This is a genomic window from Acidimicrobiia bacterium, assembly GCA_030584185.1.
In the GTDB taxonomy this organism is placed as follows: domain Bacteria; phylum Actinomycetota; class Acidimicrobiia; order Spongiisociales; family UBA11373.
In genome coordinates this window covers 602,673-624,343 of record CP129495.1, presented here as the reverse complement: position 1 = coordinate 624,343, position 21,671 = coordinate 602,673, and the positions used below count along the sequence as shown (strand labels likewise).

19 protein-coding genes and 6 tRNA genes are annotated in these 21,671 nt (G+C 67.3%); 22 read left to right on the top strand and 3 right to left on the bottom strand.

What is annotated here, in order from left to right:
• Positions 1–6 precede the first annotated feature (6 nt).
• Both QY307_03195 and QY307_03190 read left to right on the top strand, forming a co-directional pair.
• Positions 7–450, top strand: a complete 444-nt coding sequence (locus tag QY307_03195) for a universal stress protein (GenBank protein WKZ83259.1) — start codon at positions 7–9, stop codon at positions 448–450.
• Positions 451–507: 57 nt separating this feature from the next.
• A complete protein-coding gene (locus QY307_03190; GenBank protein WKZ83258.1) occupies positions 508–1,218 on the top strand; it encodes a hypothetical protein in 711 nt (236 codons plus the stop codon).
• A 6-nt stretch (positions 1,219–1,224) separates the two neighbouring features.
• Here QY307_03190 and QY307_03185 read toward each other — a convergent pair whose 3' ends face one another.
• Positions 1,225–2,154, bottom strand: a complete 930-nt coding sequence (locus QY307_03185; GenBank protein ID WKZ83257.1) for a hypothetical protein — start codon at positions 2,152–2,154, stop codon at positions 1,225–1,227.
• A gap of 214 nt (positions 2,155–2,368) precedes the next feature.
• On the opposite strand from QY307_03185, the gene QY307_03180 reads away from it, so the two are divergent.
• A complete protein-coding gene (locus tag QY307_03180; GenBank protein ID WKZ83256.1) occupies positions 2,369–3,994 on the top strand; it encodes a hypothetical protein in 1,626 nt (541 codons plus the stop codon).
• Positions 3,995–4,077: 83 nt separating this feature from the next.
• On the opposite strand, the gene QY307_03175 is transcribed toward QY307_03180, so the two are convergent.
• Positions 4,078–4,162 (bottom strand) — tRNA-Leu (locus tag QY307_03175).
• A 19-nt stretch (positions 4,163–4,181) separates the two neighbouring features.
• Positions 4,182–4,253: transfer RNA gene (locus QY307_03170), tRNA-Lys, on the bottom strand.
• A gap of 66 nt (positions 4,254–4,319) precedes the next feature.
• Between QY307_03170 and QY307_03165 the strand changes: the two genes are divergently transcribed.
• The 19 genes from QY307_03165 (at position 4,320) to rpmA (ending at position 21,660) form a co-directional block, all read left to right on the top strand.
• Positions 4,320–4,393: transfer RNA gene (locus tag QY307_03165), tRNA-Pro, on the top strand.
• Between the two features lie 75 nt (positions 4,394–4,468).
• A tRNA-Gly gene (locus QY307_03160) sits at positions 4,469–4,542 on the top strand.
• Positions 4,543–4,575: 33 nt separating this feature from the next.
• A tRNA-Arg gene (locus QY307_03155) sits at positions 4,576–4,648 on the top strand.
• Positions 4,649–4,669: 21 nt separating this feature from the next.
• Positions 4,670–4,744 (top strand) — tRNA-His (locus tag QY307_03150).
• Between the two features lie 63 nt (positions 4,745–4,807).
• Positions 4,808–6,223, top strand: coding sequence for a trigger factor (gene tig, locus QY307_03145; protein ID WKZ83255.1), 1,416 nt, complete (start codon positions 4,808–4,810; stop codon positions 6,221–6,223).
• Positions 6,220–6,837 carry an ATP-dependent Clp endopeptidase proteolytic subunit ClpP gene (gene clpP / locus QY307_03140; GenBank protein ID WKZ83254.1) on the top strand — a complete coding sequence of 206 codons (618 nt, stop codon included), beginning with the start codon at positions 6,220–6,222 and terminating at the stop codon, positions 6,835–6,837. The genes tig and clpP overlap by 4 nt, the downstream gene beginning before the upstream one ends.
• 20 nt (positions 6,838–6,857) lie before the next feature.
• Positions 6,858–8,126 (top strand): ATP-dependent Clp protease ATP-binding subunit ClpX, encoded by a 1,269-nt coding sequence (clpX, locus tag QY307_03135; protein ID WKZ83253.1) that lies wholly within the window; start codon positions 6,858–6,860, stop codon positions 8,124–8,126.
• Between the two features lie 48 nt (positions 8,127–8,174).
• Positions 8,175–10,763, top strand: a complete 2,589-nt coding sequence (locus tag QY307_03130) for a valine--tRNA ligase (GenBank protein ID WKZ83252.1) — start codon at positions 8,175–8,177, stop codon at positions 10,761–10,763.
• A gap of 4 nt (positions 10,764–10,767) precedes the next feature.
• Entirely contained in the window at positions 10,768–12,045 is a 1,278-nt protein-coding gene (locus QY307_03125; protein WKZ83251.1) for a Mur ligase family protein, read from the top strand.
• A 235-nt stretch (positions 12,046–12,280) separates the two neighbouring features.
• Complete coding sequence (gene ndk, locus QY307_03120; protein WKZ83250.1) at positions 12,281–12,679, top strand: nucleoside-diphosphate kinase; 399 nt, start codon at positions 12,281–12,283, stop codon at positions 12,677–12,679.
• A 46-nt stretch (positions 12,680–12,725) separates the two neighbouring features.
• Positions 12,726–13,760, top strand: a complete 1,035-nt coding sequence (locus QY307_03115) for a rod shape-determining protein (GenBank protein WKZ83249.1) — start codon at positions 12,726–12,728, stop codon at positions 13,758–13,760.
• A 13-nt stretch (positions 13,761–13,773) separates the two neighbouring features.
• Positions 13,774–14,754 (top strand): rod shape-determining protein MreC, encoded by a 981-nt coding sequence (gene mreC, locus QY307_03110; protein WKZ83248.1) that lies wholly within the window; start codon positions 13,774–13,776, stop codon positions 14,752–14,754.
• Positions 14,751–15,263, top strand: a complete 513-nt coding sequence (gene mreD, locus QY307_03105) for a rod shape-determining protein MreD (GenBank protein ID WKZ83247.1) — start codon at positions 14,751–14,753, stop codon at positions 15,261–15,263. The genes mreC and mreD overlap by 4 nt, the downstream gene beginning before the upstream one ends.
• Positions 15,260–17,215 (top strand): penicillin-binding protein 2, encoded by a 1,956-nt coding sequence (gene mrdA, locus QY307_03100; protein ID WKZ83246.1) that lies wholly within the window; start codon positions 15,260–15,262, stop codon positions 17,213–17,215. Before mreD ends, mrdA begins: the two co-directional genes overlap by 4 nt.
• A 5-nt stretch (positions 17,216–17,220) precedes the next feature.
• Positions 17,221–18,375, top strand: a complete 1,155-nt coding sequence (rodA, locus tag QY307_03095) for a rod shape-determining protein RodA (GenBank protein ID WKZ83245.1) — start codon at positions 17,221–17,223, stop codon at positions 18,373–18,375.
• A 25-nt stretch (positions 18,376–18,400) separates the two neighbouring features.
• On the top strand, positions 18,401–18,991 hold the full coding sequence (locus tag QY307_03090; GenBank protein ID WKZ83244.1) for a thymidine kinase: 591 nt from the start codon (positions 18,401–18,403) through the stop codon (positions 18,989–18,991).
• A 234-nt stretch (positions 18,992–19,225) separates the two neighbouring features.
• Positions 19,226–20,758, top strand: coding sequence for an Rne/Rng family ribonuclease (locus tag QY307_03085; GenBank protein WKZ83243.1), 1,533 nt, complete (start codon positions 19,226–19,228; stop codon positions 20,756–20,758).
• A gap of 49 nt (positions 20,759–20,807) precedes the next feature.
• Positions 20,808–21,404 (top strand): 50S ribosomal protein L21, encoded by a 597-nt coding sequence (gene rplU / locus QY307_03080; GenBank protein ID WKZ83242.1) that lies wholly within the window; start codon positions 20,808–20,810, stop codon positions 21,402–21,404.
• Position 21,405: 1 nt separating this feature from the next.
• Positions 21,406–21,660 (top strand): 50S ribosomal protein L27, encoded by a 255-nt coding sequence (rpmA, locus tag QY307_03075; protein ID WKZ83241.1) that lies wholly within the window; start codon positions 21,406–21,408, stop codon positions 21,658–21,660.
• The last annotated feature ends 11 nt before the right edge of the window (positions 21,661–21,671 follow it).

Below are 21,671 nucleotides of genomic sequence, written 5' to 3'. Positions count from 1 at the left end.
GTGAGCATGTCCGCATGGAGCCTGCGCAACGTGGTCGTCGGTGTCGACGGCTCCGAACAGAGTCTGGCCGCCGCCGAGGTCGCCGCCGCCGCAGCCCGCACCCACTCCGGGGTCCTGCACGTGGTGACCGTGGTCAGGCCGCCGGAAGGCTGGTGGGGGCTGGTCGGGTCGCCCCCTCCCGCCGAAGCCTTCACCAGTGCCATGGAGAAGGCCCAGCAGGCGGTTCTCGACAGGACGCTCGCCCACATCGAGCCTCCCGGGGTCGAGGTGGTCTCGAGCCAGGAGCTGGGCGATCCCGCCAACGAGCTGCTTGCGTACTGCGATCGGGTGGACGCCGATCTGCTCGTCGTAGGGAGGCGCGGCGCCGGAATGGTGGAGCGGCTGGTCCTCGGGTCGGTCGCCGACCGCATCGCCCACTCGTCGAAACGCCCGGTCCTCATCGTGCCCTGACGATGCGCGAGTAGCATCTCTCCCGGCGGTGCAGGATGCCTCTCGGGAGGGGTTGCCATGAAGCGGTTGCTGGTCATCTCGTCTGCGGTGCTGCTGCTCGTCGCCGGTTGCGGCGACGATGCCGCGACCACCACCACGGAACCAGGCGCGAGCGCCGCGAGCACCACCACCGTAGGCCCGGGTGCGTCCGATGCGACCACCTCCACTGCGGTGGGTCCGGGTGGAGCCGGGGGTTGCGAGGTCTCCGTGACCGGCGATGTGACCGAGTCATGGACCGGACCCGACGACCTGAGCGCATTCACCTCCGACTACTGGTACACCGAGGAGGAGCTTCGCCAGCAGTTCGATTTCCTCGGCCTCGGCGCAGAGCGCACCTTCGAGGACCTGACGGCGGCCGGCGAGCCGGTGTTCACCTTCTTCCTCTTCAACTGCTCCGGACCGGGAGGCGAGCTGGTCTCGGCGTTCGTCTCCGACGCCACCAGGCGTTCTGATCTGCCCATGGGGCCGGGCGAGTACGTCATCGCGTCCGGCGGTCTGCTCGGTGCCGCCGACGCCGCGCCGGCCGAGTTCTCCGTGATCCTCGGCATATCCGACGTGGAGACCGTGTGGGCAACGGAGGGGGGCACCTTCACCATCGAGGCCTGGGACGGTGAGAGTGTCAGGGGCTCATTCGCCTTTGCCGCCAGCGAGGTCCTGACCGAGACTCCGCGCAGCGTCTCGGTGACCGGGACCTTCACCGTCACCTGCCAGGCATCGGTCTCGTGCTGAGGGTGCTCACAGCACCCCGTCGATGATCTCCCAGGCGTAGCGGGCGATCGTCGCCTCGAGCCGCTTGTCCTCGGACTCGGGGAGCATCGAGGGCACCTCGTCGAAGGTCGTGCCCGCCGGGTAGTCGTTGAGCCGAACCCAGGGGGCGCCGCCCGCCACCGCGGCGTTGACGGCATCCACGGCATGCTGATTCTCGCTCTGCACGTGGTCCTTCTCGGACTGCACCCGCTGGTAGGGGACCGCGATCTCGTCGACGAACGTGATCGCCTCGCGCTGCGACCACCACTCGTCCTCGGTGCACGATGGCCATTCGATCCTCCTGCTCTCGTTCGCCTGGGGGCCGCATCCGGAGGTCGTGTACCAACGGTCTACCGGACCCTCCCAGTCGATGAGGAAGTCGATCGGGAGATCGGGGTGGCGGGCCAGCGCTCCGGCGGCGTTGGTGATCCCGTAGGAGAACGACACCATGCCGAAGGCTTCCTCATCGAGACCGGGAAGCTCCAGCGCGGCGACGGCAACCGCCGCCAGGCCATCCTGTCCGACGTAGCCGTTGTGGTCCTCGACGCCCTCCGAGGACCCCCGCCCCTCGGGGTCGAAGGTGATCACCAGGAATCCGAACTCGGTGAGGCTCTCCGCTCTCTTGGGATCGATGAGCCCGCTGCCGCCAGGGACCAGGAGCAGCGCAGGGAGCGTCCCACCCGCCCAGTCTTGCGGGTAGAACACCGAGACCGAGAGGCGCGATCCGCTCGAGGGGTTGGTGACCCAGTAGGTGTCGGGCTCCTCGCCGGGCTCGAGGGTCGGCTCGGGCGATTCGGGGACCGTCGCGATCGTGGAGGTCGGTTCGAACTCCGCAGCAGTCGTCGTCGTGGCCGCCTCAGAGCCGCCGCAGGCGGCGAGGGAGATCATCATGATCACGATCACGAGGCGCCGTCTCATTCCTTCCTCCGTCGGTTGCTGCGACCGATGATCGGCGGCGAGATGAAGGAACCGTGAAGGGGATCAGAGGTGAGGATGAGACCTGAGAGCGTCGGGGGTCCGGGAAACGCCCCCCGCCCTGCTCCGTAGACTCCGGATCCCAGAGCAGCGTGGAAGGTCACCGCCGACCGATCCTCGGCCGGTTCGGTGGGATGCGCACGGAGGACCAGTAACGATGAGGGCAGCGGATTCGGTTGATGCCGAACGGGCTTCGCCCACGATCGACTCCTATGTGGGCGCCTTCACCACCTCGCCGGCATGGGATGAGATCTGTGCCTGGCCGCCGGACGTCTTCGCCGTGACCAACCTGGTCCTCGACCACACCGAGGCTTACCGGCTCGCGGTGTCCCCGCCTGCGGGAAGCCGGTGGCCACCGGAGTCCGGATGGCACGAGATGGTTCGGGTTGCTGCCGAGGAGTGGCGGAGGGCGGTGTCGGAAGGGGGCACGGTCCCGGAGCCGGTCGCCCGGGAGTGGGAGGTGGTGACCCGCCATCGCGGGCTCTCTCTGGAGTCTCTGCGCCGGGGCGGCGCCGAACGGGTTGCGGTGGCGTTGATCACCCTTCACGCCATGGCCGATGAGGCGTGCAGCGGGTTGTCCGGCTCCGATCCGGGATCGGGGGCCGACAGCTTCGAGGGTCGCGCCTGGGCGTTGCTCACCGGCCGTGGCTCCCTGTCGAGGATCTCGCCGGCGAGGGTGCGCATCACCCCCAAGACCCACCTGGCTCTGCGGGGGATCACGATTCGATCGCTGTCCCGGTATCTTGCCCTGATGTACGAGGCGGTGGACGTCTCCTGGCACAGGATCGATCCCATCGTCACCGCAGGCGAGCCATCGGGTCCGGTCGCCGACCGCAGGGTGATGCTCCTTCCCTGGCCCTTACGAGTCGATGCCCGGGCCTTCAAGCCGATCGAGACTCCGGTGGATATGGACCGATCCGCCTTCGGCTTCTTCGAGTTCTCTCCGGACACGGTGCTCGACGTTGCATACGTCGAGCGCCTCCTCGAGGAGGCCACCGCCCGGGAGGGAGGTGTTGACGCGGTGATCCTCCCCGAGGCTGCGCTGGCCGAGTCAGAGGTCTCGCTCATGGAGGAACTGCTCGAACGCCGCCGGGTTCCCTTCCTGGTCGCCGGTGTCCGCCGACCGGCGCCTCGAGGCGGACTTGGGGGAAACCACGTCCACATTGGCCTGCTCACCGATCACGGCTGGCAGAGGTACCGGCAGGAGAAGCATCATCGATGGTCGATCGACAGGGCTCAGATCAGCCAGTACCGCCTCAGCCGGTCGCTCGACCCGGCCCGGCACTGGTGGGAGGGCATCGAGCTTCCGCCGCGGACCCTGCAGATCATCGATGTCGGCGCCGGAGGGACGGCCGCCCCGCTGGTCTGCGAAGACCTTGCCCGCATGGACGAGGTGTCCGACCTGCTGCGTCGGATCGGACCGAGCCTGGTGGTCGCCGTGCTTCTCGACGGACCGCAGCTGGCCACCCGGTGGCCCCATCGATACGCATCGGTCATCACCGACGAGACCGGTTCCGCGGTTCTCACGCTCAGCTCGTTCGGCATGGTGCGCCGCTCGCGACCACAAGGAACGAGGGCGTCTCGGGTGGTCGCCCTGTGGAACGACCCTTCGTCGGGGCTCCACGAGATCACCTTGGGGAGAGGGGCCGGGGCAATCCTCATCACCGTCTCCGCAGAGAGGCGCTCGGCGTGGACCGCCGACGGCAGGCGCCATGACAGACACATCCCCCAGCAGACCCTCCGGCGGGTCACCCAGTTGCGGGTCCCCGCCCGCGCCCGCTGAGCCAGCCGGGGGCCCTGCCGAACGCCCGGCCGGTGGGCACCGATCGCGGTCCTCAGTCGTGGGCCGCGACGGTGGCGACCGAGTGCGGGCGGTGGGACTCGAACCCACAACGGGCCGAAGCCCACCGGATCCTAAGTCCGGCGCCTGTACCGATTCGGCTACACCCGCCAGCCATCCCCGAGGGAAGTGGGTCGCCAGGGATTCGAACCCTGAACCTGCGGATTAAGAGTCCGATGCTCTGCCGTTGAGCTAGCGACCCGTCGTGGAGGATAGCCCCGACCCACGGATCACTCGGAACCGCCCCGGGTTTGGCACAATGGGACGGCGGGCTGTGGCGCAGCTTGGTAGCGCACCTGCTTTGGGAGCAGGGGGTCGTCGGTTCGAATCCGGCCAGCCCGACGAGCGTCGTATCCGGGTCGCCCGGGCGGAAGTGCCGATGGCGGCGCGGCGAAACTATCCTGCGGTGGGATTCGCGCGGGTGTAGCTCAATGGTAGAGCCCCAGCCTTCCAAGCTGGTGGTGAGGGTTCGATTCCCTTCACCCGCTCCAGCGGTCCCGGTGGATGGCGCCCGGCGCCATGTCGCCCCCGTAGCTCAGGGGACAGAGCAGGAGCCTTCTAAGCTCTTGGTCGGGGGTTCGAATCCCTCCGGGGGCACTCCACCGGGCCTCTGGCATGGTGGCCGTAGCTCAGTTTGGTTAGAGCGCCAGGTTGTGGCCCTGGAGGTCGGGGGTTCAAGTCCCCTCGGTCACCCCGAAACGGGACGATCAACGATCGTCCCGTCGTCGTTCGTCTATTCCCAGGAAGGGAGCCCCCGTGGTCGAGGTGACAGAGGTCGGCCGCTTCGAGCGGGCGGTGACGGTGACGCTCCCGCCCGAGGCGATCGAGACGGGCCGCCGCAAGGCGGCTGCGCGCCTGTCCCAGGACGCCAAGGTCAAGGGATTCAGGCCGGGGAAGGCCCCGGTGAAGGTCGTGGAGTCGATGATCGGGGCCGAGCAGTTCCGCCGCGAGGCGATCGAGGAGGCTCTCCCCCCTGTGGTGACGGCTGCACTGGACGAGGCCGGTCTCCAACCGGCGGTCACCCCCCGTGTGATCGACATCGCCGATGCCGACGGTGAGGTGGCCGTCAAGGTCCAGGTGACGCTGTGGCCGACCCTCGACGAGGTGCCCGAGTACGCCGGGAAGTCCGTCGCGGTGGAGATCCCGGAGGTGGGCCCAGAGGACGTGGACGAACAGATCGAAAGGATGCGGCACCAGTTCGCCACTCTCGAGGATGTGGGGCGTGAAGGATTCGACGGCGACTTCGTTCTGATCGACGTGGCGACCACCCTGGCCGGAAGCGAGTACGCCCCGGGCTCCGCCAAGGACCTCCTCTACGAGATCGGTTCCGGCAGCTTCCTGGAGGGCATGGACGAGTCCCTTCGGGGGGCCGGGGCCGGATCCATCGTCTCCTTCCAGTCTCGACTGCCCGAGGGGCTCGGTCCCGAGGCGGGGGAGGAGGTCGGCGTTCGCATCCTGGTGAAGCAGGTCAAGGCCAAGCGGCTCCCCGTCGTGTCCGACGAGTGGGTGGCCGAGGTCTCCGGTCTCGAGGGTGTGGAGGCGATGCGGTCCGACCTCATGGAGCAGATGACCGACATCCGGCGTAGATCGGCTTGGAGACAGGTCGAAGAACGCGTCCTGGCGGACCTCATCGACGCCATGTCGTTGGATGTCCCCGAAGCGCTCGTCGACGCCGAGATGGAGTCGGTCCTGCACCGGTTCGCTCATCGGCTCGAGGGTCAGGGGGTGGGGCTCGATCAGTACCTCCAGCTCACCGGGCAGGACGAGTCGGCGTTCGTCGCCGATCTCAGGTCGCAGGCGGTGCTCAATCTCAAGACGCGTGTGCTGCTCGAGTCGGTGGCCGACCAGGAGGGAATCACGGTCACCGCCGAGGAGTTGGAGCACGCCGTGAACACCCTGGCGAGGGCGGCGAAGGTTCCGGCCGACGAGTACCTGGAGGCGCTGACGCGAGGTGATGGGGTTGTGGCACTGGCCGGTGATATCCTGCGGCGCAAGGCGGTCGACCGGATCCTCGACCTCGTGGTTCCCGTCGATGCCGGCGGTGCTGCCGTCGAATTGCCCGCCCGCCACGGAAGCGACGGGCCGAAAGACGCCGAAGAGGGGACCGAACCGGATGGATCGGCCCTCGTAGAAGACGAAGACGGGCCCGAGCCCGTGGAGGTTCAAGAATGATCGAGAGCAGCTATCTGGTCCCCACGGTGGTCGAGCAGACCAGCCGCGGTGAGCGAGCGTTCGACATATACAGCCGGTTGCTGAAGGACCGGATCATCTTCCTGGGCACACCGATCGACGACACCGTCGCCAACCTGATCATGGCCCAGCTGCTCCACCTGGAGGGTGAGGATCCGGACAAGGACATCGCCCTGTACATCAACTCACCAGGCGGGGCCATCACGTCGCTGATGGCCATCTACGACACGATGAACTTCATCAAGCCCGACGTGGCCACCTACTGCATGGGTCAGGCGGCCTCGGCGGCAGCGGTGCTGCTGGCTGCCGGCGCCAAGGGCAAGCGTTACGCGCTTCCCCACGCCAGGGTGATGCTGCATCAGCCCCACATTGGAGGTCTCGAAGGTCAGGCGACCGACATCGAGATCCATGCCCGGGAGATCATCCGGGTCAAGGAGGACATGAACCAGATCCTCGCCGCCCACACCGGCCAGGAGCTGGACAAGATCCGCATGGACACCGACCGCGACTTCTGGATGACCGCTGACGAAGCGCGTGCCTACGGAGTCGTGGACGAGGTCCTGGAGGGACGCTCCCTGCGAGCGGTTGCCAACTGACGGAAGGTGGTCCCGGGGTCATGACCAAGTTCGGCGAGGGGGGCGACCTCCTCAAGTGCTCCTTCTGCGGCAAGTCGCAGAAGCAGGTGAAGAAGCTGATCGCCGGTCCCGGCGTGTACATCTGCGACGAGTGCATCGACCTGTGTACCGAGATCATCGAGGAGGAGCTCGCCGGCACCGAGGAGACCCCCTTCGCCGAGCTTCCCAAGCCGACCGAGATCAACGCCTTCCTCGACGACTACGTGGTCGGGCAGGATCGGGCCAAGCGGGTCCTGGCCGTTGCCGTGTACAACCACTACAAGCGCGTCCGCTCGGGGCAGCGGGCCAAGGACGACATCGAGCTCTCCAAGTCGAACATCCTGCTCATCGGACCCACCGGGTCGGGGAAGACCCTGCTCGCCCAGACCCTGGCCCGGATGCTCAACGTGCCCTTCGCCATCGCCGATGCCACCGCACTGACCGAGGCCGGGTACGTGGGTGAAGACGTCGAGAACATCCTCCTCAAGCTGATCCAGGCGGCGGACTTCGACATCAAGCGGGCCGAGACCGGGATCATCTACATCGACGAGATCGACAAGATCGCTCGCAAGGCGGAGAACCCGTCGATCACACGCGACGTCTCCGGAGAGGGCGTTCAACAGGCCCTCCTCAAGATCCTCGAGGGCACGGTCGCCTCGGTGCCTCCCCAGGGGGGGCGCAAGCACCCGCACCAGGAGTTCCTGCAGGTGGACACCACCAACATGCTGTTCATCTGTGGGGGCGCCTTCAGCGGGCTGGAGCACATCATCGAGTCGCGCATCGGCAAGAGGGCGATCGGGTTCGACGCCCACGTCCACTCGAAGAAGACGCGCGATGGCTCGACGCTGTCCCAGGTGCTCCCCGAAGACCTGATGTCGTTCGGATTGATCCCCGAGTTCATCGGCCGGCTGCCGGTGGTCTCCACGGTCGACGACCTCGACCGGGACCAGATGGTGCAGGTTCTCACCGCGCCGAAGAACGCCCTGGTGAAGCAGTACCGCAAGTTCTTCGAGATGGACGGTGTGGAGCTGATGTTCACCGACGACTCGCTCGAGGCGGTCGCAGACCAAGCCCTGTTGCGTGGCACCGGCGCTCGAGGCCTGCGGGCAATCCTCGAGGAGGTCTTGCTCAACACCATGTACGAGCTGCCTTCGCGCCATGACGTCGCTCGCGTGCTGATCGACGGCGACGTGGTGCGGGAGCGGGTCAACCCGACGCTGGTTCCGATGCAGGACATCGCCAAGAAGCTGCCGGAGGAGCGCAGCGCCTGAGCCCGGCGTCGTTCTCCTAGACTGTCCTCATCATGGCACGGGGTACCGATGGATCCGGCGTACGACCCGAGGCGCGTCGAGGCGCGGTGGTATCCCCGTTGGGAGGCTGCCGGGGTCTTTCGACCTGAGGTCAACCCGGACGGCGATCCGTACTGCATCGTCATCCCGCCACCAAACGTCACCGGTTCGCTCCACATGGGTCATGCCCTGGATCAGACGATCCAGGACGTCATCATCCGGCGCAAGCGCATGCAGGGGTACGCCGCCCTGTGGTTGCCGGGTACCGACCACGCCGGTATCGCCACGCAGATCGTCGTCGAGCGCGAGTTGGCCCGCGAGGGCGTGACCCGTGAGGAGTTGGGGCGAGAGCGTTTCATCGAGCAGGTCTGGGCCTGGAAGGCCAAGTCGGGTGGCAGGATCACCGAGCAGATCAGGCGGATGGGCTTCTCCACCGATTGGTCGCGGGAGCGTTTCACGATGGACGATGGTCTCTCCGCCGCCGTGCGCAAGGTGTTCGTCGATCTCTATCACGAGGGTCTGATCTACCGGGGTCGCCGCATCATCAACTGGTGCCCGCGCGATCGCACCGCCCTGAGCGACGTCGAGGTGGAACACGAGGAGGAGCAGGGCGAGCTGGTTCGGATCCGGTATCCGTTCGCCGACGGCGATGGTGGAATCGAGGTGGCCACGACCAGGGCGGAGACGATGCTCGGCGACACGGCCGTGGCGGTGCACCCGGGCGACGAACGCTACCGCTCAGCGGTCGGACGCACCGTGCGGCTCCCCCTGCTGGGCCGAGAGATCCCAGTGGTCGCCGACGATGCGGTGGATCCCGGCTTCGGCACCGGTGCGGTGAAGGTGACGCCGGCACACGATGCAACCGACTTCGAGATCGGACAGCGCCACGGCCTCGAGGCACCCGTCGTCATCGACGAGGGCGGCGCCATCACCGAGGAGGGCGGTCCCTTCGCCGGACTGGACCGCGTCGAAGCCCGCCGGGCGGTCAAGGAGGCGCTGGAGGCCGAAGGCGTGCTGGTGGGTGTCGAGGATCACCCACATTCGGTAGGGCACTGCCAGCGATGTCACACCGTGGTCGAGCCCTTCCTGTCGGAACAGTGGTTCGTGAAGGTGGGTCCGCTCGTCGGCCCGGCGATCGCGGCCGTGACGACCGGCGACATTCGATTCGTTCCGGAACGGTGGGAGAAGACCTACCTCAACTGGCTGGAGAACCTTCGGGACTGGTGCATCTCCCGCCAGATCTGGTGGGGCCATCGGATCCCGGCGTGGTACTGCGACTCCTGTGGCGGGACGATCGTGTCCATCGAAGACCCGTCGACGTGTGGTTGCGGATCTACCGAACTGCACCAGGATGAAGACGTTCTCGACACCTGGTTCTCCTCCGGCTTGTTCCCCTTCTCCACGTTGGGCTGGCCCGAGGACACCGCCGATTACGCCCGGTTCTACCCAAACGCCACGCTGGTCACCGGTTACGACATCATCTCGTTCTGGGTGGCGCGGATGATCCAGTTCGGTCTGCATCTGACGGGGAGCAAGCCCTTCTCGGATGTGGTCATCCATGGCCTCATCCGCGCCGGCGACGGGCGAAAGATGTCGAAGTCGCTGGGCAACACGGTCGATCCTCTCGAAGTGGTCGAGGAGCATGGGGCCGACGCCCTGAGGCTGGCGCTGATCCTTGCCGCCGCACCCGGTCAGGATGTCCCATTCCAGGTCGAGTGGGTCGACGCCGCCCGGCGTTTCGGCAACAAGGTGTGGAACGCAGCTCGATTCGCTCTCGGCCATCTCGATGAGCGGTCGGTTCCAAGTTTCGGCGGCTACCCCGAGTCTCCCGGTCCCGAGGCCTCCTGGATCCTCTCCCGGCTGCATCACGTGCGCGCCGAGTTCGACAGGATGCTCGACGAGTATCGCCTCGGTGACGCCTACGGACTCCTGTACAAGTTCGCCTGGTCCGAGGTGTTCGACTGGTTCCTCGAGCTGGCCAAGGCGCCGCTGCGCGACGGCGACGACGGCGGTGTCGGGGAGGCGCTCGGGGTGGTCATGCGCGACCTCCTGCTGCTGCTCCATCCGGCGATGCCCTACCTGACCGAGGAGCTGTGGAGCCACTTCGTGGGCGACGGCTTCGCCGCTTCTGCCCGGTGGCCCGAGCCTCCCGAAGTCGAGGCGCCGGCGGGGTTCGATGAGTTTCGCGAACTGGTCGTGGGGATCAGGCGCTTTCGAGCCGAGCACGGGCTGTCTCCGCGACGCCCGCTCGACGTCCTCCTCATCGATCCCGAGGGTCTGGCCGGGGAGTGGTGGGGGCGGCAGTTCGTCGCCCTCGCCGGGGTGTCTCCTCGGGCCGTCGCCGACGCACCGAAGGGTGCCTTCAGTCGTGTCGTCGCCGGTTCCGCACAGGCGCTGATCGCCCTCGAGGATGTGGTGGATGTGGGGGCGGAGCGAGCCCGCCTCGACACCGAGATCGCCGACCTGGTCGGCGCACTCGACAGGTCGCATGCCAAGCTGGGCAATCCCCAGTTCGTGGAGCGCGCACCGGAAGCCGTGGTCGAGAAGGAGCGCCAACGGGTTACCGAGATCGAGGCCGTTCTCGAGAAGCTTCGTCTTCAACTCGCAGACCTGGGGTGAGGCCATGGACTACCCCGCCGCCATCGACTTCCTCGACAGCAGGATCGGAACCGGGGTCAAGCCCGGGCTGGAACGCATCACGGGACTGCTCGACATGATGGCCCGGCCCGACGCCGCGTACCCGATCGTCCACGTCGCCGGCAGCAACGGAAAGACATCCACCACACGCATGGTGGAGTCGATCGTCGCCGCTCACGGCCTGCGGTCCGGTTCGTTCACATCGCCCCACCTCGATGCCGTGGAGCAGCGTTTCCAGCTGGACGGCGCACCCATGACCGCCGACCAGTTCGCCGAGGCCATGGGATCGGTTGCTCCCATCATCGAGTTCTACGAGGAGCGGTTCGAACCGGTCACCTACTTCGAGGTGACGGCGGCGCTGGCGTTCTGGTGGTTGGCCGACGGGGCCGCCGACGTGGGTGTGATCGAGACCGGGCTCGGTGGTCGGTGGGACGCAACCAACGCCGCTAACTCGAAGGTGGCGGTGGTCACCAACATCTCGCTGGAGCACACCGAGTATCTGGGCGACACCATCACCGCCATTGCCGAGGAGAAACTGGCGATTCTCGACACCGGCGCCGACCTGGTCACCGGGGACCTCCACCCGGATGCGCTGGCCGTGGCGGGGAGGGTTGCCGCCGAGCGGGAGGCACGCTGGTTCAGATTGGGGGAGGAGTTTCGTCCCGACGGTGCCCGTGCTGGCGGCGGTGGCTGGCAGTTCGACCTCCACGGGGTCCACGGTGGGTACTCCGATATCGAGCTGAGGCTGCGTGGGCGCCACCAGGTGGCCAACTTCGCCGTGGCTGTGGCAGCGGTGGAGGCTCTTCTGGATCGCCCTCTGGACGAGGGGGCGGTGCATCGGGCTGCGCAGACCGTGACGACGCCTGGACGCCTTGATGTGGTCGACAGCGATCCGCTGCTGGTGCTCGACGGGGCCCACAACCCGGGGGGCATGGAGGCCCTGGCGTCTTCCCTCCACGAGGAGTTCCCGGGGGTGGCCTGGACCCTGGTGTTCGGTGCCATGCGGGACAAGGACATCGGTCGGATGCTGGGCGCCCTTCGGGGTTTGGTCCGGGATGCTCATGTGGCGGCCGCCGGCACCCCGCGTGCGTTGGCGGGCGGCGAGGTGGCCTCCCTGGTGTTCGAGAACCTCGGGGTGCCGGTCGCCGCCCACGACTCGGTCGCCGGGGCGGTGGCGGCGGCGAGGGGTTCCGGCGGCCCGGTGCTGGTCACAGGTTCGATCTACGTGGTTGGGGAGGCGAGGCGGACTCTCGGCCTGGCATGAGGACGGGAGAGCCACGAGCGGTTAGTTGCCCCCTCCGGCCCTTCGGGCCACCTCCCCGGGGAGGGCATGTTGCCGTCGGGCCTGCGCGTTCCTCCCCCCGCTGGGGGGAGTACGGCGAAGCCGGGAGGGGGGCAAACCCTGAGAGCCCTGTGTCGCGTGTCGCCCCGTCCGGCCGGGGCGTACCGAAGGTCGTGTCACCCCGCTACCCTCCCGCCGTCTCGAACCTGGAGCCCGCATGGAACACACCTTCGTCATGGTGAAGCCCGACGGCGTACGCCGCCGCCTCGTGGGCGATGTGATCGGGCGTCTCGAGAGGAAGGGTCTGACCCTGGAGCGGATGCGGATGCTCACCATCGATGAGGGCCTCGCGGGCCGCCACTACGCCGAGCACGTCGACAAGCCGTTCTTCGGCGATCTGGTCGCCTTCATCACCAGCGGGCCCGTGGTGGCGATGGAGTGGTCCGGTCCCGACGCCGTCGCCATCGTGCGAGTCCTGATGGGTCCCACCAATCCTGCGACTGCACCACCAGGAACCCTTCGCGGCGATCTCGCCACGGTGATCACCGAGAACATCGTTCACGGTTCGGATTCTCCGGAGAGCGCCGCCCGGGAGCTTGCTCTCTTCTTCTCATAGCCCGGTTGGGGATTACACTCTCGAGAACCCAACAGGGATCCCACTGATGGTCACCAACCTCGCCTCGTTCGCCACCCGCGACATGGCGATCGATCTCGGAACCGCCAACACCCTGGTGTATCTGCGCGGCCAAGGCATCGTGCTCAACGAGCCGTCCGTGGTGGCGATCAACACCCGCGACAATCGAGCACTGGCGGTCGGTCTCGAGGCCAAGCGGATGATCGGGCGTACGCCGTCGCACATCCAGGCGATCCGTCCGCTGTGCGACGGCGTGATCGCCGACTTCGACATCACCGAGAAGATGCTGCGTTACTTCATCAAGAAGGTACAGCCCCGCCGCTGGGCGCGACCAAGGATCATCATCTGCGTGCCATCCGGAATCACCGGTGTCGAGCGCCGGGCGGTCGAGGAGGCGGCGTATCACGCCGGTGCCCGACGCGCCTTCACCATCGAGGAGCCCATGGCGGCCGCCATCGGGGTGGGACTCCCGGTCCACGAGCCGGCGGGCTCGGTGATCGTCGACATCGGCGGCGGAACTTCGGAGGTGGCGGTGATCTCGCTGGGCGGGATCGTGGTCGCCAAGTCGGCCCGTATCGGCGGCGACGAACTCGACGAGGCGATCGTCGACTGGGTGAAGAAGGAGCACAACCTGCTGTTAGGTGACCGAACCGCCGAGCAGCTGAAGATGGCCATCGGCTCCGCATGGCCGTTCAGCGACGAGCCGAACGCCGAGATCCGCGGCCGCGACCTGGTGACGGGACTCCCCAAGACGGTGGTGATCACCGCCGCCGAGGTCCGTGAGGCGATCGAGGAGCCGGTGCAGGGAATCATCGACGCCGTCAAGTTCTGTCTCGACAAGACGCCTCCGGAGCTTGCCGCCGACGTCATGGAGCGGGGGATCGTCATCACTGGCGGCGGGGCGCTGCTGCGCGGCCTTGACGTGCGCATCGCCAACGAGACCGGCACCCCGGTCATCACCGCCGATCAGCCCCTTCACTCCGTCGTGGTCGGTTCGGGGCGGTGCCTGGAGGAGTTCGACCTTCTCCAGGACGTGCTCACGTCCACGGCGGGCACGAACTGACTGACGGCCGCAGATGTGGCGGCCCCGAGAAGTCGATCGCCCCACCGGCGTCTTCATCGGCCTGATCATCGTTTCTCTGGTGCTGGTCACCGTGGACATCCGATCGGCCGGCACCGGAATCGGAGCCACCCTGCGCGACGGCACCCAGGCCGCATTCGCCCCGGTGCAGCGGTTCCTCGGTTCGGCCACGCGGCCGGCGGTCGACTTCTTCGAGAGCCTCAGCGATCTGTTCTCCTTGCGAGAGGAGAACCGTCAGCTGCGGCAGCGCCTCACCGCGCTTGAGAGTCAGATCCAGGAGACCGAGAGCATCCGCATCCGGGTGCGTGAGCTGGAAGCCCTACTCGACCTGGCGCCTCCGGAGGGAATCGACACCATCACCGCCCGAGTGCTGGCGGTGGGGGTCTCCGAGTTCGATCACACCAGGGTCATCGACAAGGGTCGGGCTGCCGGCATCGGGCTCGACATGCCGGTGATCGACGAGGGAGGCCTGGTGGGCCGGGTGGTCGCCGTCACCGAGAACTCGGCGCGGGTCCGATTGATCACCGATCCTTCGATCGTGGTTGCGGTACGGGTGGAGCGCACCGGTGAGACCGGCGTGCTGCGGGGGCGGGGCGCCGGCCCGATGGTGCTCGAGATGTTCAACACGGACGCCGCCGTCGTCGAAGGGGACCTGCTGGTCACGGCCGACGGGCGGTTCCCGGCTGGGATTCCGGTGGCTCGGGTGAGCGAACCCGCTCGCTCCGAGGTGGGGTTCGCCCTGCGCACCACTGCGAAGCCGGTTGCCGCCATCACCCGGATCGACTTCGTGCAGGTGCTGGTGTTCACCCGCGACGAGGCCGTTGTGATCGGCTTCGATCAGGGCGACCGTCTTCCGACGCAGGTTCCTGCCGACCCCGGAGATCCCACCGAAGGCGAGACCGAGGAGCCACCTCCCACCACCTCGACCACCACCTCGTCGATGACGTCGACCACGGTCCCTCAGGTGCAGCCGTGAAGGCGCGGCGAATCGTCATCCTGGTGCTCGTCGTCCTGGTGGCGGTCGCCATCCAGACGACGGTCTTCGTCCGGATTCGACCGTTCGATGCCGCCCCCAGCCTGGTGCTGCTCGTGGTGCTCGCATATGCCCGCTACCTGCCTGCCGAGTTCGCCCTCCTCCTCGGCTTCGGTGCCGGCCTGCTGCAGGACCTGCTCTCGGACACCCCGCTCGGCCTCTGGGCGCTGGTGCTGACCACGCTGGCGTTCGTGACGGTGCGGGTGCGTGAGCGGCTCGAAGACGACTTCGGGCTGCTCGGCCCCTACGTCCTGGTGGCGACGGTCGGTGCGCTCACGCTGTTTTCGGTCCTGGGTACGATCTTCGGCGAGCGGACCCTGGCCGATGCAGCCGTCCTGAAGAAGATCCTTCTCCCCGCCGTGTACAACACCCTGCTGGCACCGTTGATACTCGCCATGGCCCCGCGGACGCTCGGGGTCGCCCGACGCAGGTCGGCGAGCCTGTCGCTATGAAGATCGGCTGGAGGATCGCAACGGTCGGGGCGACGATCATCGCCATGTTCACCCTCCTCCTCCTGCGGATGTGGGTGCTCCAGGTGACCGACCTCACTGCGTCCCTGGAGGTCGCCGAGAGCCAGCAGCTGCGAACCGTGACCATCGAGGCGCCTCGTGGCGACATCTTCGACCGATCGGGCAAGGAGATCATGGCCGGGACGGTCCCCACTCCTCGCGTCGTCGTCGATCGCAGGCTGGTGACCACCGAGCAAGAGCCGGGCCTCAAACAGAACCTGTCGGCGGTCCTGGGAATCCCCGTCGCCGAGATCGACGCCGAGTTCGAACACCAAGGCTCGGGCGCCCGGTTTCTCCTCGGCGGCGAGGTGAGCGAGTCGACTGGGGTGTTCGTCCTGGAGAACCTGGAACGCTTCCCGGGGGTCTCGATCGAGTGGATTCCCACCCGCGTCTACCCGCTCGGTGAATCGGCGGCCCACATCGTCGGATACATCGGCGCCCCCGGGGAGGAGGACCTCGACCGGATCGACCTCTCGCTGGGCGATCGGGTCGGCAAGTTCGGCGTGGAGCGCTCCTACGACCGGCTGCTGAGGGGGACCCCGGGTCGGATCACCTACCGTGTCAACGCCAAGGGGGCGATCCTCGGAGTGGTGGATGAGGTACCACCGCAGCCCGGGGGCAGCGTGGTCACCACCGTCGACCTGGCCCTGCAACGCTTCGTAGAGGGCACGCTCGAGTCGGCGATCGCCCTCGCCCGCCAGGACGGCGAGCCGGTTCTCCGGGCGTCGGCAGTCGTGCTCGACGTCACCGACGGATCGGTCCTGGCAATGGCATCGGTGCCTTCGTTCGATCCCACCGCATTCTCCGATGGGCAGCTCACCGAGAAGGAGTGGGACACGCTCTCCGAGAAGGCGGCATTCAACAACTTCGCCATCCAGGGCCTGTACCCGCCGGGATCGTCCTTCAAGAGCATCGTCTACGCCCTGGCCCTGGAGGAGGGGATCTCGCCCACGCTCGAGGAGGACCACGCCGACCTCGATCGCTCCCAGGATCCGAGCCTGTTCTTCTGTGACGGACAGCTGCTGTTCCCCGCCACCCCACCCCTCAACGACTGGAAGGAGGGAGGGCATGGAGAGATCACGCTCGGCGAGTCGCTGCACCAGTCGTGCAACCTCTACTACTGGTCGATCGCCCTCGCCATCTGGGAGCAGCGCGGGCTCGATTGGGACGAGGACCTCCTCCAGCGATGGGCGGAGAAGCTCGGCTTCGGGAGCACGACGGGCATCGACCTGCCCTTCGAGCAGGCCGGCCTCGTTCCGGACCGCGAATGGTTCCAGTACCACCAGCAGAACAAGACCGGCGTGGTGCGGGAAGAGGGCGGATGGTCGGGGGGCGATCTGATGAACATCGCCACCGGCCAGGGGGCACTGACCGTGACCCCTCTGCAGATGGCGGTGGCTTACGGGGCCCTGGTGAACGGCGGCACACTGTGGCGGCCGCGGGTGGTCGAGTCGGTTCGCGACGCCACCAACGAGGTGATCTTCACCAACCCGAAGTCGGTGACCCGCAAGATCGACCTCGCCGACGAGACGGTTGCCGGCCTGCGCGCCGACCTCAACGGCGTGGTCAACAGCCAGTTCGGGACCGCCCGTTCGGCGTTCGCCGGCTTCTGTGACGACGAGCCCGACGCCGAGTGCGCCGCCCTGCAGGAGGTGGGGGGCAAGACCGGTACCGCCGAGATCTTCCAGGCGGTCGAGGACGATGAGCAGTCGAAGGACACCGCCTGGTTCGTGGGGGCTGCTCCGCTGAGCGATCCCAGGTGGGTGGTCGCCGTCGTCGTCGACCAGGGTGGCTCCGGCGGCAGGGTGGCGGCTCCTGCGGCCCGGCGGATCTTCCAGTACCTGATGGGCGAGGACCCCGATCCGCTTCGGCCCGGGGCGGACACCGAACGATGAGCAGCATGAGCGGAGTGGACCTCCGGCCGAGAGGATCACGCTCGCGGCCCGACTTTCTCCTGCTGGGGGCGATGGGCCTGCTCACGGCACTCGGGATCCTGATGATCTTCACGGCGTCGGCGCCTCGGTTGGAAGCGGAGGGCCTCGACCGATCCTCGCTGATGGTTCGGCAGGTGTGGTTCGTCGCCCTGGGACTGGTTGTGCTGCTGGTCGCATCGCTGATATCCGACCGCACCTGGCATGCGATCACCCCGTTGATCTACGGAGGGACCCTGGTGCTGCTGGCGGCAGTCCTCTCACCGGTGGGCGCCCTGCGCCAGGGAGCGCAGCGCTGGATCGACCTCGGCGTCATCGACCTGCAGCCGTCCGAGATCGCCAAGCCGGCGGTGGTCCTCGCCCTGGCGGTGCTCCTGGCTCCCGTGCACGAGGCATCGATGAGGTGGCGGCGGGTGGCGAAGGCGCTGGCCCTCGTGGCGCTGCCGGCGGCGCTCATCTTCGTCCAGCCCGACCTGGGCACGATGCTCGTCTTCGGCTTCGTGGCCCTGGTGATGATGTTCGTGGCGGGCACTTCGGTGCGTCAGATCGTGCTGCTCATCGCTCTGGCCCTCGTGGCACTGTTGGCGGCGGTCCAGCTCAACATCCTCAAGGCGTACCAGTTGGATCGGATCGAAGGCTTCTTCAACCTGGGGGACCAGACGCTCTCGATCAACTACAACCAGAATCAGAGCCAGGTGGCGATCGGCAACGGCGGGCTGTTCGGCCGCGGGCTCTTCGAAGGCACTCAGACGAACCTCGCCTTCGTCCCGGCGCAGACCACCGACTTCATCTTCACCGCCGTCGGCGAGCAGCTCGGCTTCGTCGGGGGTGCCCTGGTACTGGGGCTGTACGGCCTGGTCATCCTTCGCATGCTCATGATCGCCGGGGCGGCGCGGGATCGGTTCGGCCAGTTGGTGGCGACCGGCGTGGCGGCCATGTTCGGGTTCCACGTGTTCGTGAACGTGGGGATGACGCTGGGTCTGCTTCCGGTCACCGGGCTTCCCCTGCCCTTCCTCTCGTACGGAGGATCGTTCTACCTGGCAATGGCGCTCAGCGTCGGGATCGTCAACTCGATCTGGATGCGACGGGCGCGGCTGCCCGGTGCGCTGCAACTGACCCGCTGACCCCCGACGGCTACAGTCCGGCGCCATGGATCGGAGGGATCAGCGGGGCTGGGTCGAGGTGATCTGCGGTCCCATGTTCTCCGGAAAGAGCGAAGAGCTGATCCGTCGCATCACCCGCTACGCCATCGCTCGGATTCCCACTCAGACTTTCAAGCCGGTGATCGACGACCGCTACTCCAGTGACCGGGTGGTCTCGCACTCCTCCCTCTCGACCGCCGCCGAGCCGGTCGCCACCTCCGCCGACATCCTCGCCCGGGTGCGGGAGTCGACCGTGGTCGTGGGCATCGATGAGGCGCAGTTCTTCGACGCCGGGCTCGTCGAGGTCGTGGACCGTCTCGCCGCAGCCTCGAAGCAGGTGATCGTTGCCGGTCTCGATCTCGACTTCCTGGGGCGGCCTTTCGGTCCGGTTCCGACCCTCATGACCAGGGCCGAGTACCTCACGAAGAGCCTGGCCGTGTGCCATCGCTGTGGCGGCCCGGGAATGTTCACCCAGCGCGTGATCCGCTCCGACGAGTTGGTGGTGCTGGGAGCTCAGGGAGCGTACGAGGCGCGTTGCAGGCGCTGCTACGACCCCGAGGAGGGTCAGCAGGAGCGCCTGGAGATCGGTACGGGCTGATGCGGCGGATGTCTCGGGATGGAACCATCCAGCCGCTACACTGGCTCCCCTGAGGGCGTCGGCCGCCGCCGAGCCGCCCCGTTTCGACCGGAGTGATGCGAGTGCCCGCCTTCCTCAACAACACCGTCTGTGAGCCGCCACCTTCGCGGCCCGGTGTCGGGGAATGCGGATGCTCGACCGGGCAAGCATCGTTCGACAGTCGCCCGCTGGCGCGGGCGCCGAAGGGAATACCCCATGGGTTTGTTTCGCAAGAAGTCCGCACGCGTCGTGCGGCGCGGTGTCGGCGACACCGCGGTGGAGGAGCGCAAGACCAGGCGGGTTGCCGGCAGCACCGTTGAGATTCGCCGCGTCGTCGAGGCCTCGCCGCCCCCGCAACAGGGAGGCCGGGAACGGCGCGGCGAGTCGAGGAAGCGTCGACCTCGCGACGGTCGCACCGACCAGCGCACCGAACCGGAGGCCATCACCCCGCCGCCGGTGAGCGAGCGCAGGCAGATGCTGGTGCGCCGCACACCACACCAGACCCAGATCGTGGTCATGGAGGGGGCGCTGCTCGTCGAGCATTACGTGGCCCGATCCGACCGGCCGTCGCTGACCAACAACATCTACCTGGGAAAGGTGAGGAATGTGCTTCCCGGGATGGAGGCCGCCTTCGTCGACTTCGGCGAGCCCAAGAACGGGGTCCTCTACGCCGGTGATGTGGCGTCGGATGGCGAGGGTCGCAAGAAGCTTCGCATCGAGAAGATGCTCAAGACCGGTGACGAGGTGCTCGTCCAGGTCGTGAAGGACGCCATGGGGCACAAGGGCGCACGGCTGACCAACGAGGTGAACCTCTCGGGCAGGTACGTGGTGCTCGATCCGAACGTCGACAAGCCTTCGGTCAGCCGCCGGCTATCAGACGCCGAGCGAGATCGCCTCAAGGACATCGCCCGGGTGCTGGCATCCGAGATCGACCTGCGGGGTTTCGGGATGATCGTTCGCACCGCCGCCGAAGGGGCGACGAAGGAGGAGATCTCGAGCGACATCCTGCGGTTGCTGGAGGTGTGGGACGGCATCAACGCCGAGATTCCGAGAGGTGGCGCTCCGAGACTCCTCTACCAGGAGCCACCCCTGGTGATCCGTGTGATCCGTGAGCACTTCACCAGGGACTTTCGCAGGCTGCTGATCGACGATCAGGACATCTTCGATGAGGTCGTCGGCTACCTCGACGACACCGATCCGGACCTGGTGTCGCGTGTCGCCCGGTACGACGAGGAGATGCCGATCTTCGAGCGTTTCCACGTCGAGGACCAGCTGCGCAAGGCCTTGGACCGCAAGGTGTGGCTGCCATCGGGGGGTCATGTCGTGATCGACCGGACCGAGGCGCTGACGGTGATCGACGTCAACACGGGCCGCTTCGTCGGCCACTCCAACCTGGAGGAGACGGTGTTGCAGAACAACCTCGAGGCAGCCGCCGAGATCGCCCACCAGCTTCGACTACGCGACATCGGCGGGATCATCGTGATCGACTTCATCGACATGGAGATCGCCAAGAACCGCGATGCCGTCTTGCGCAAGTTCCGGGAGGAGCTGGCTCGCGACAAGACCCGCACGCAGGTGTTCGACGTGTCCAACCTGGGGCTCGTCGAGATGACCCGCAAGAACGAGTCGGAGGGTCTGCTCGAGTCGTTCAGTCACCTGTGCCCCACATGTGCCGGTCGGGGAGTGGTGCTCTACGAGGATGCAGCCACCTCGGGATCTCGGATGCCCGACCCCGAGCCGGAAGCCTGAGCGAAGCGGCTAACATGTCCCGGTTCCCCGTCGTGAGGTTTTGCTGATCATGTACGCCATCATCCGCTCCGGCGGCAAGCAGGCCAAGGTGCGCGAAGGCGACGTCATCGACGTCGAGCGTCTGCGCGCCGACGGCGATGTCACCTTCACCCCCTTGCTCCTGGTGGACGACAAGGGCAAGGTCACCAAGGGATCCGACTTGAAGGGCGCCCGGGTGACGGCTCGGGTCGTGGGCGCCGCCAAGGGCGACAAGATCGACATCTTCAAGTACAAGGCGAAGACCGGCTATCGCAACCGTGGCGGCCATCGTCAGCGCTACACCACGCTCGAGGTGCTGAAGATCGAAGGACCGAAGAAGCCGCCGGGCAAGGCTCCGGCGGACGATGAGGCCGACGCCGCATCCGAGAAGGCCCCACCCACCGAGGTGGCGGCGAAGAAGGCTCCTGCCAAGACGACGACAGACACTCCGGCCAAGAAGCTGGCGGCGGCGAAGAAGGCTCCTGCCAAGACGACGGCAGACACTCCGGCCAAGAAGCCGGCGGCGGCGAAGAAGGCTCCTGCCAAGACCACGGCGGAAGCCCCGGCCAAGAAGCCGGCGGCCAAGAAGCCGGCCGACGAGGCCCCGACCGAGGGCAAGGAGGGCTGACATGTCCAAGACGAAGGGTGGAGGGTCCACCAAGAACGGCCGCGAGTCGCACGCCAAGCGCCTTGGCCCCAAGGTGTTCGATGGCCAGACGGTGACCGCCGGGGCGATCATCGTCCGTCAGCGTGGCACCAAGATCCATCCCGGCGACAACGTGGCTCGCGGGGGCGACGACACGCTGTTCGCCACCTCCAACGGGACGGTCGCATACGGCACCCGGCACGGCCGCCGCGAGGTCAGCGTCCGCGCCGACGGCTGAACTGCCCGGCT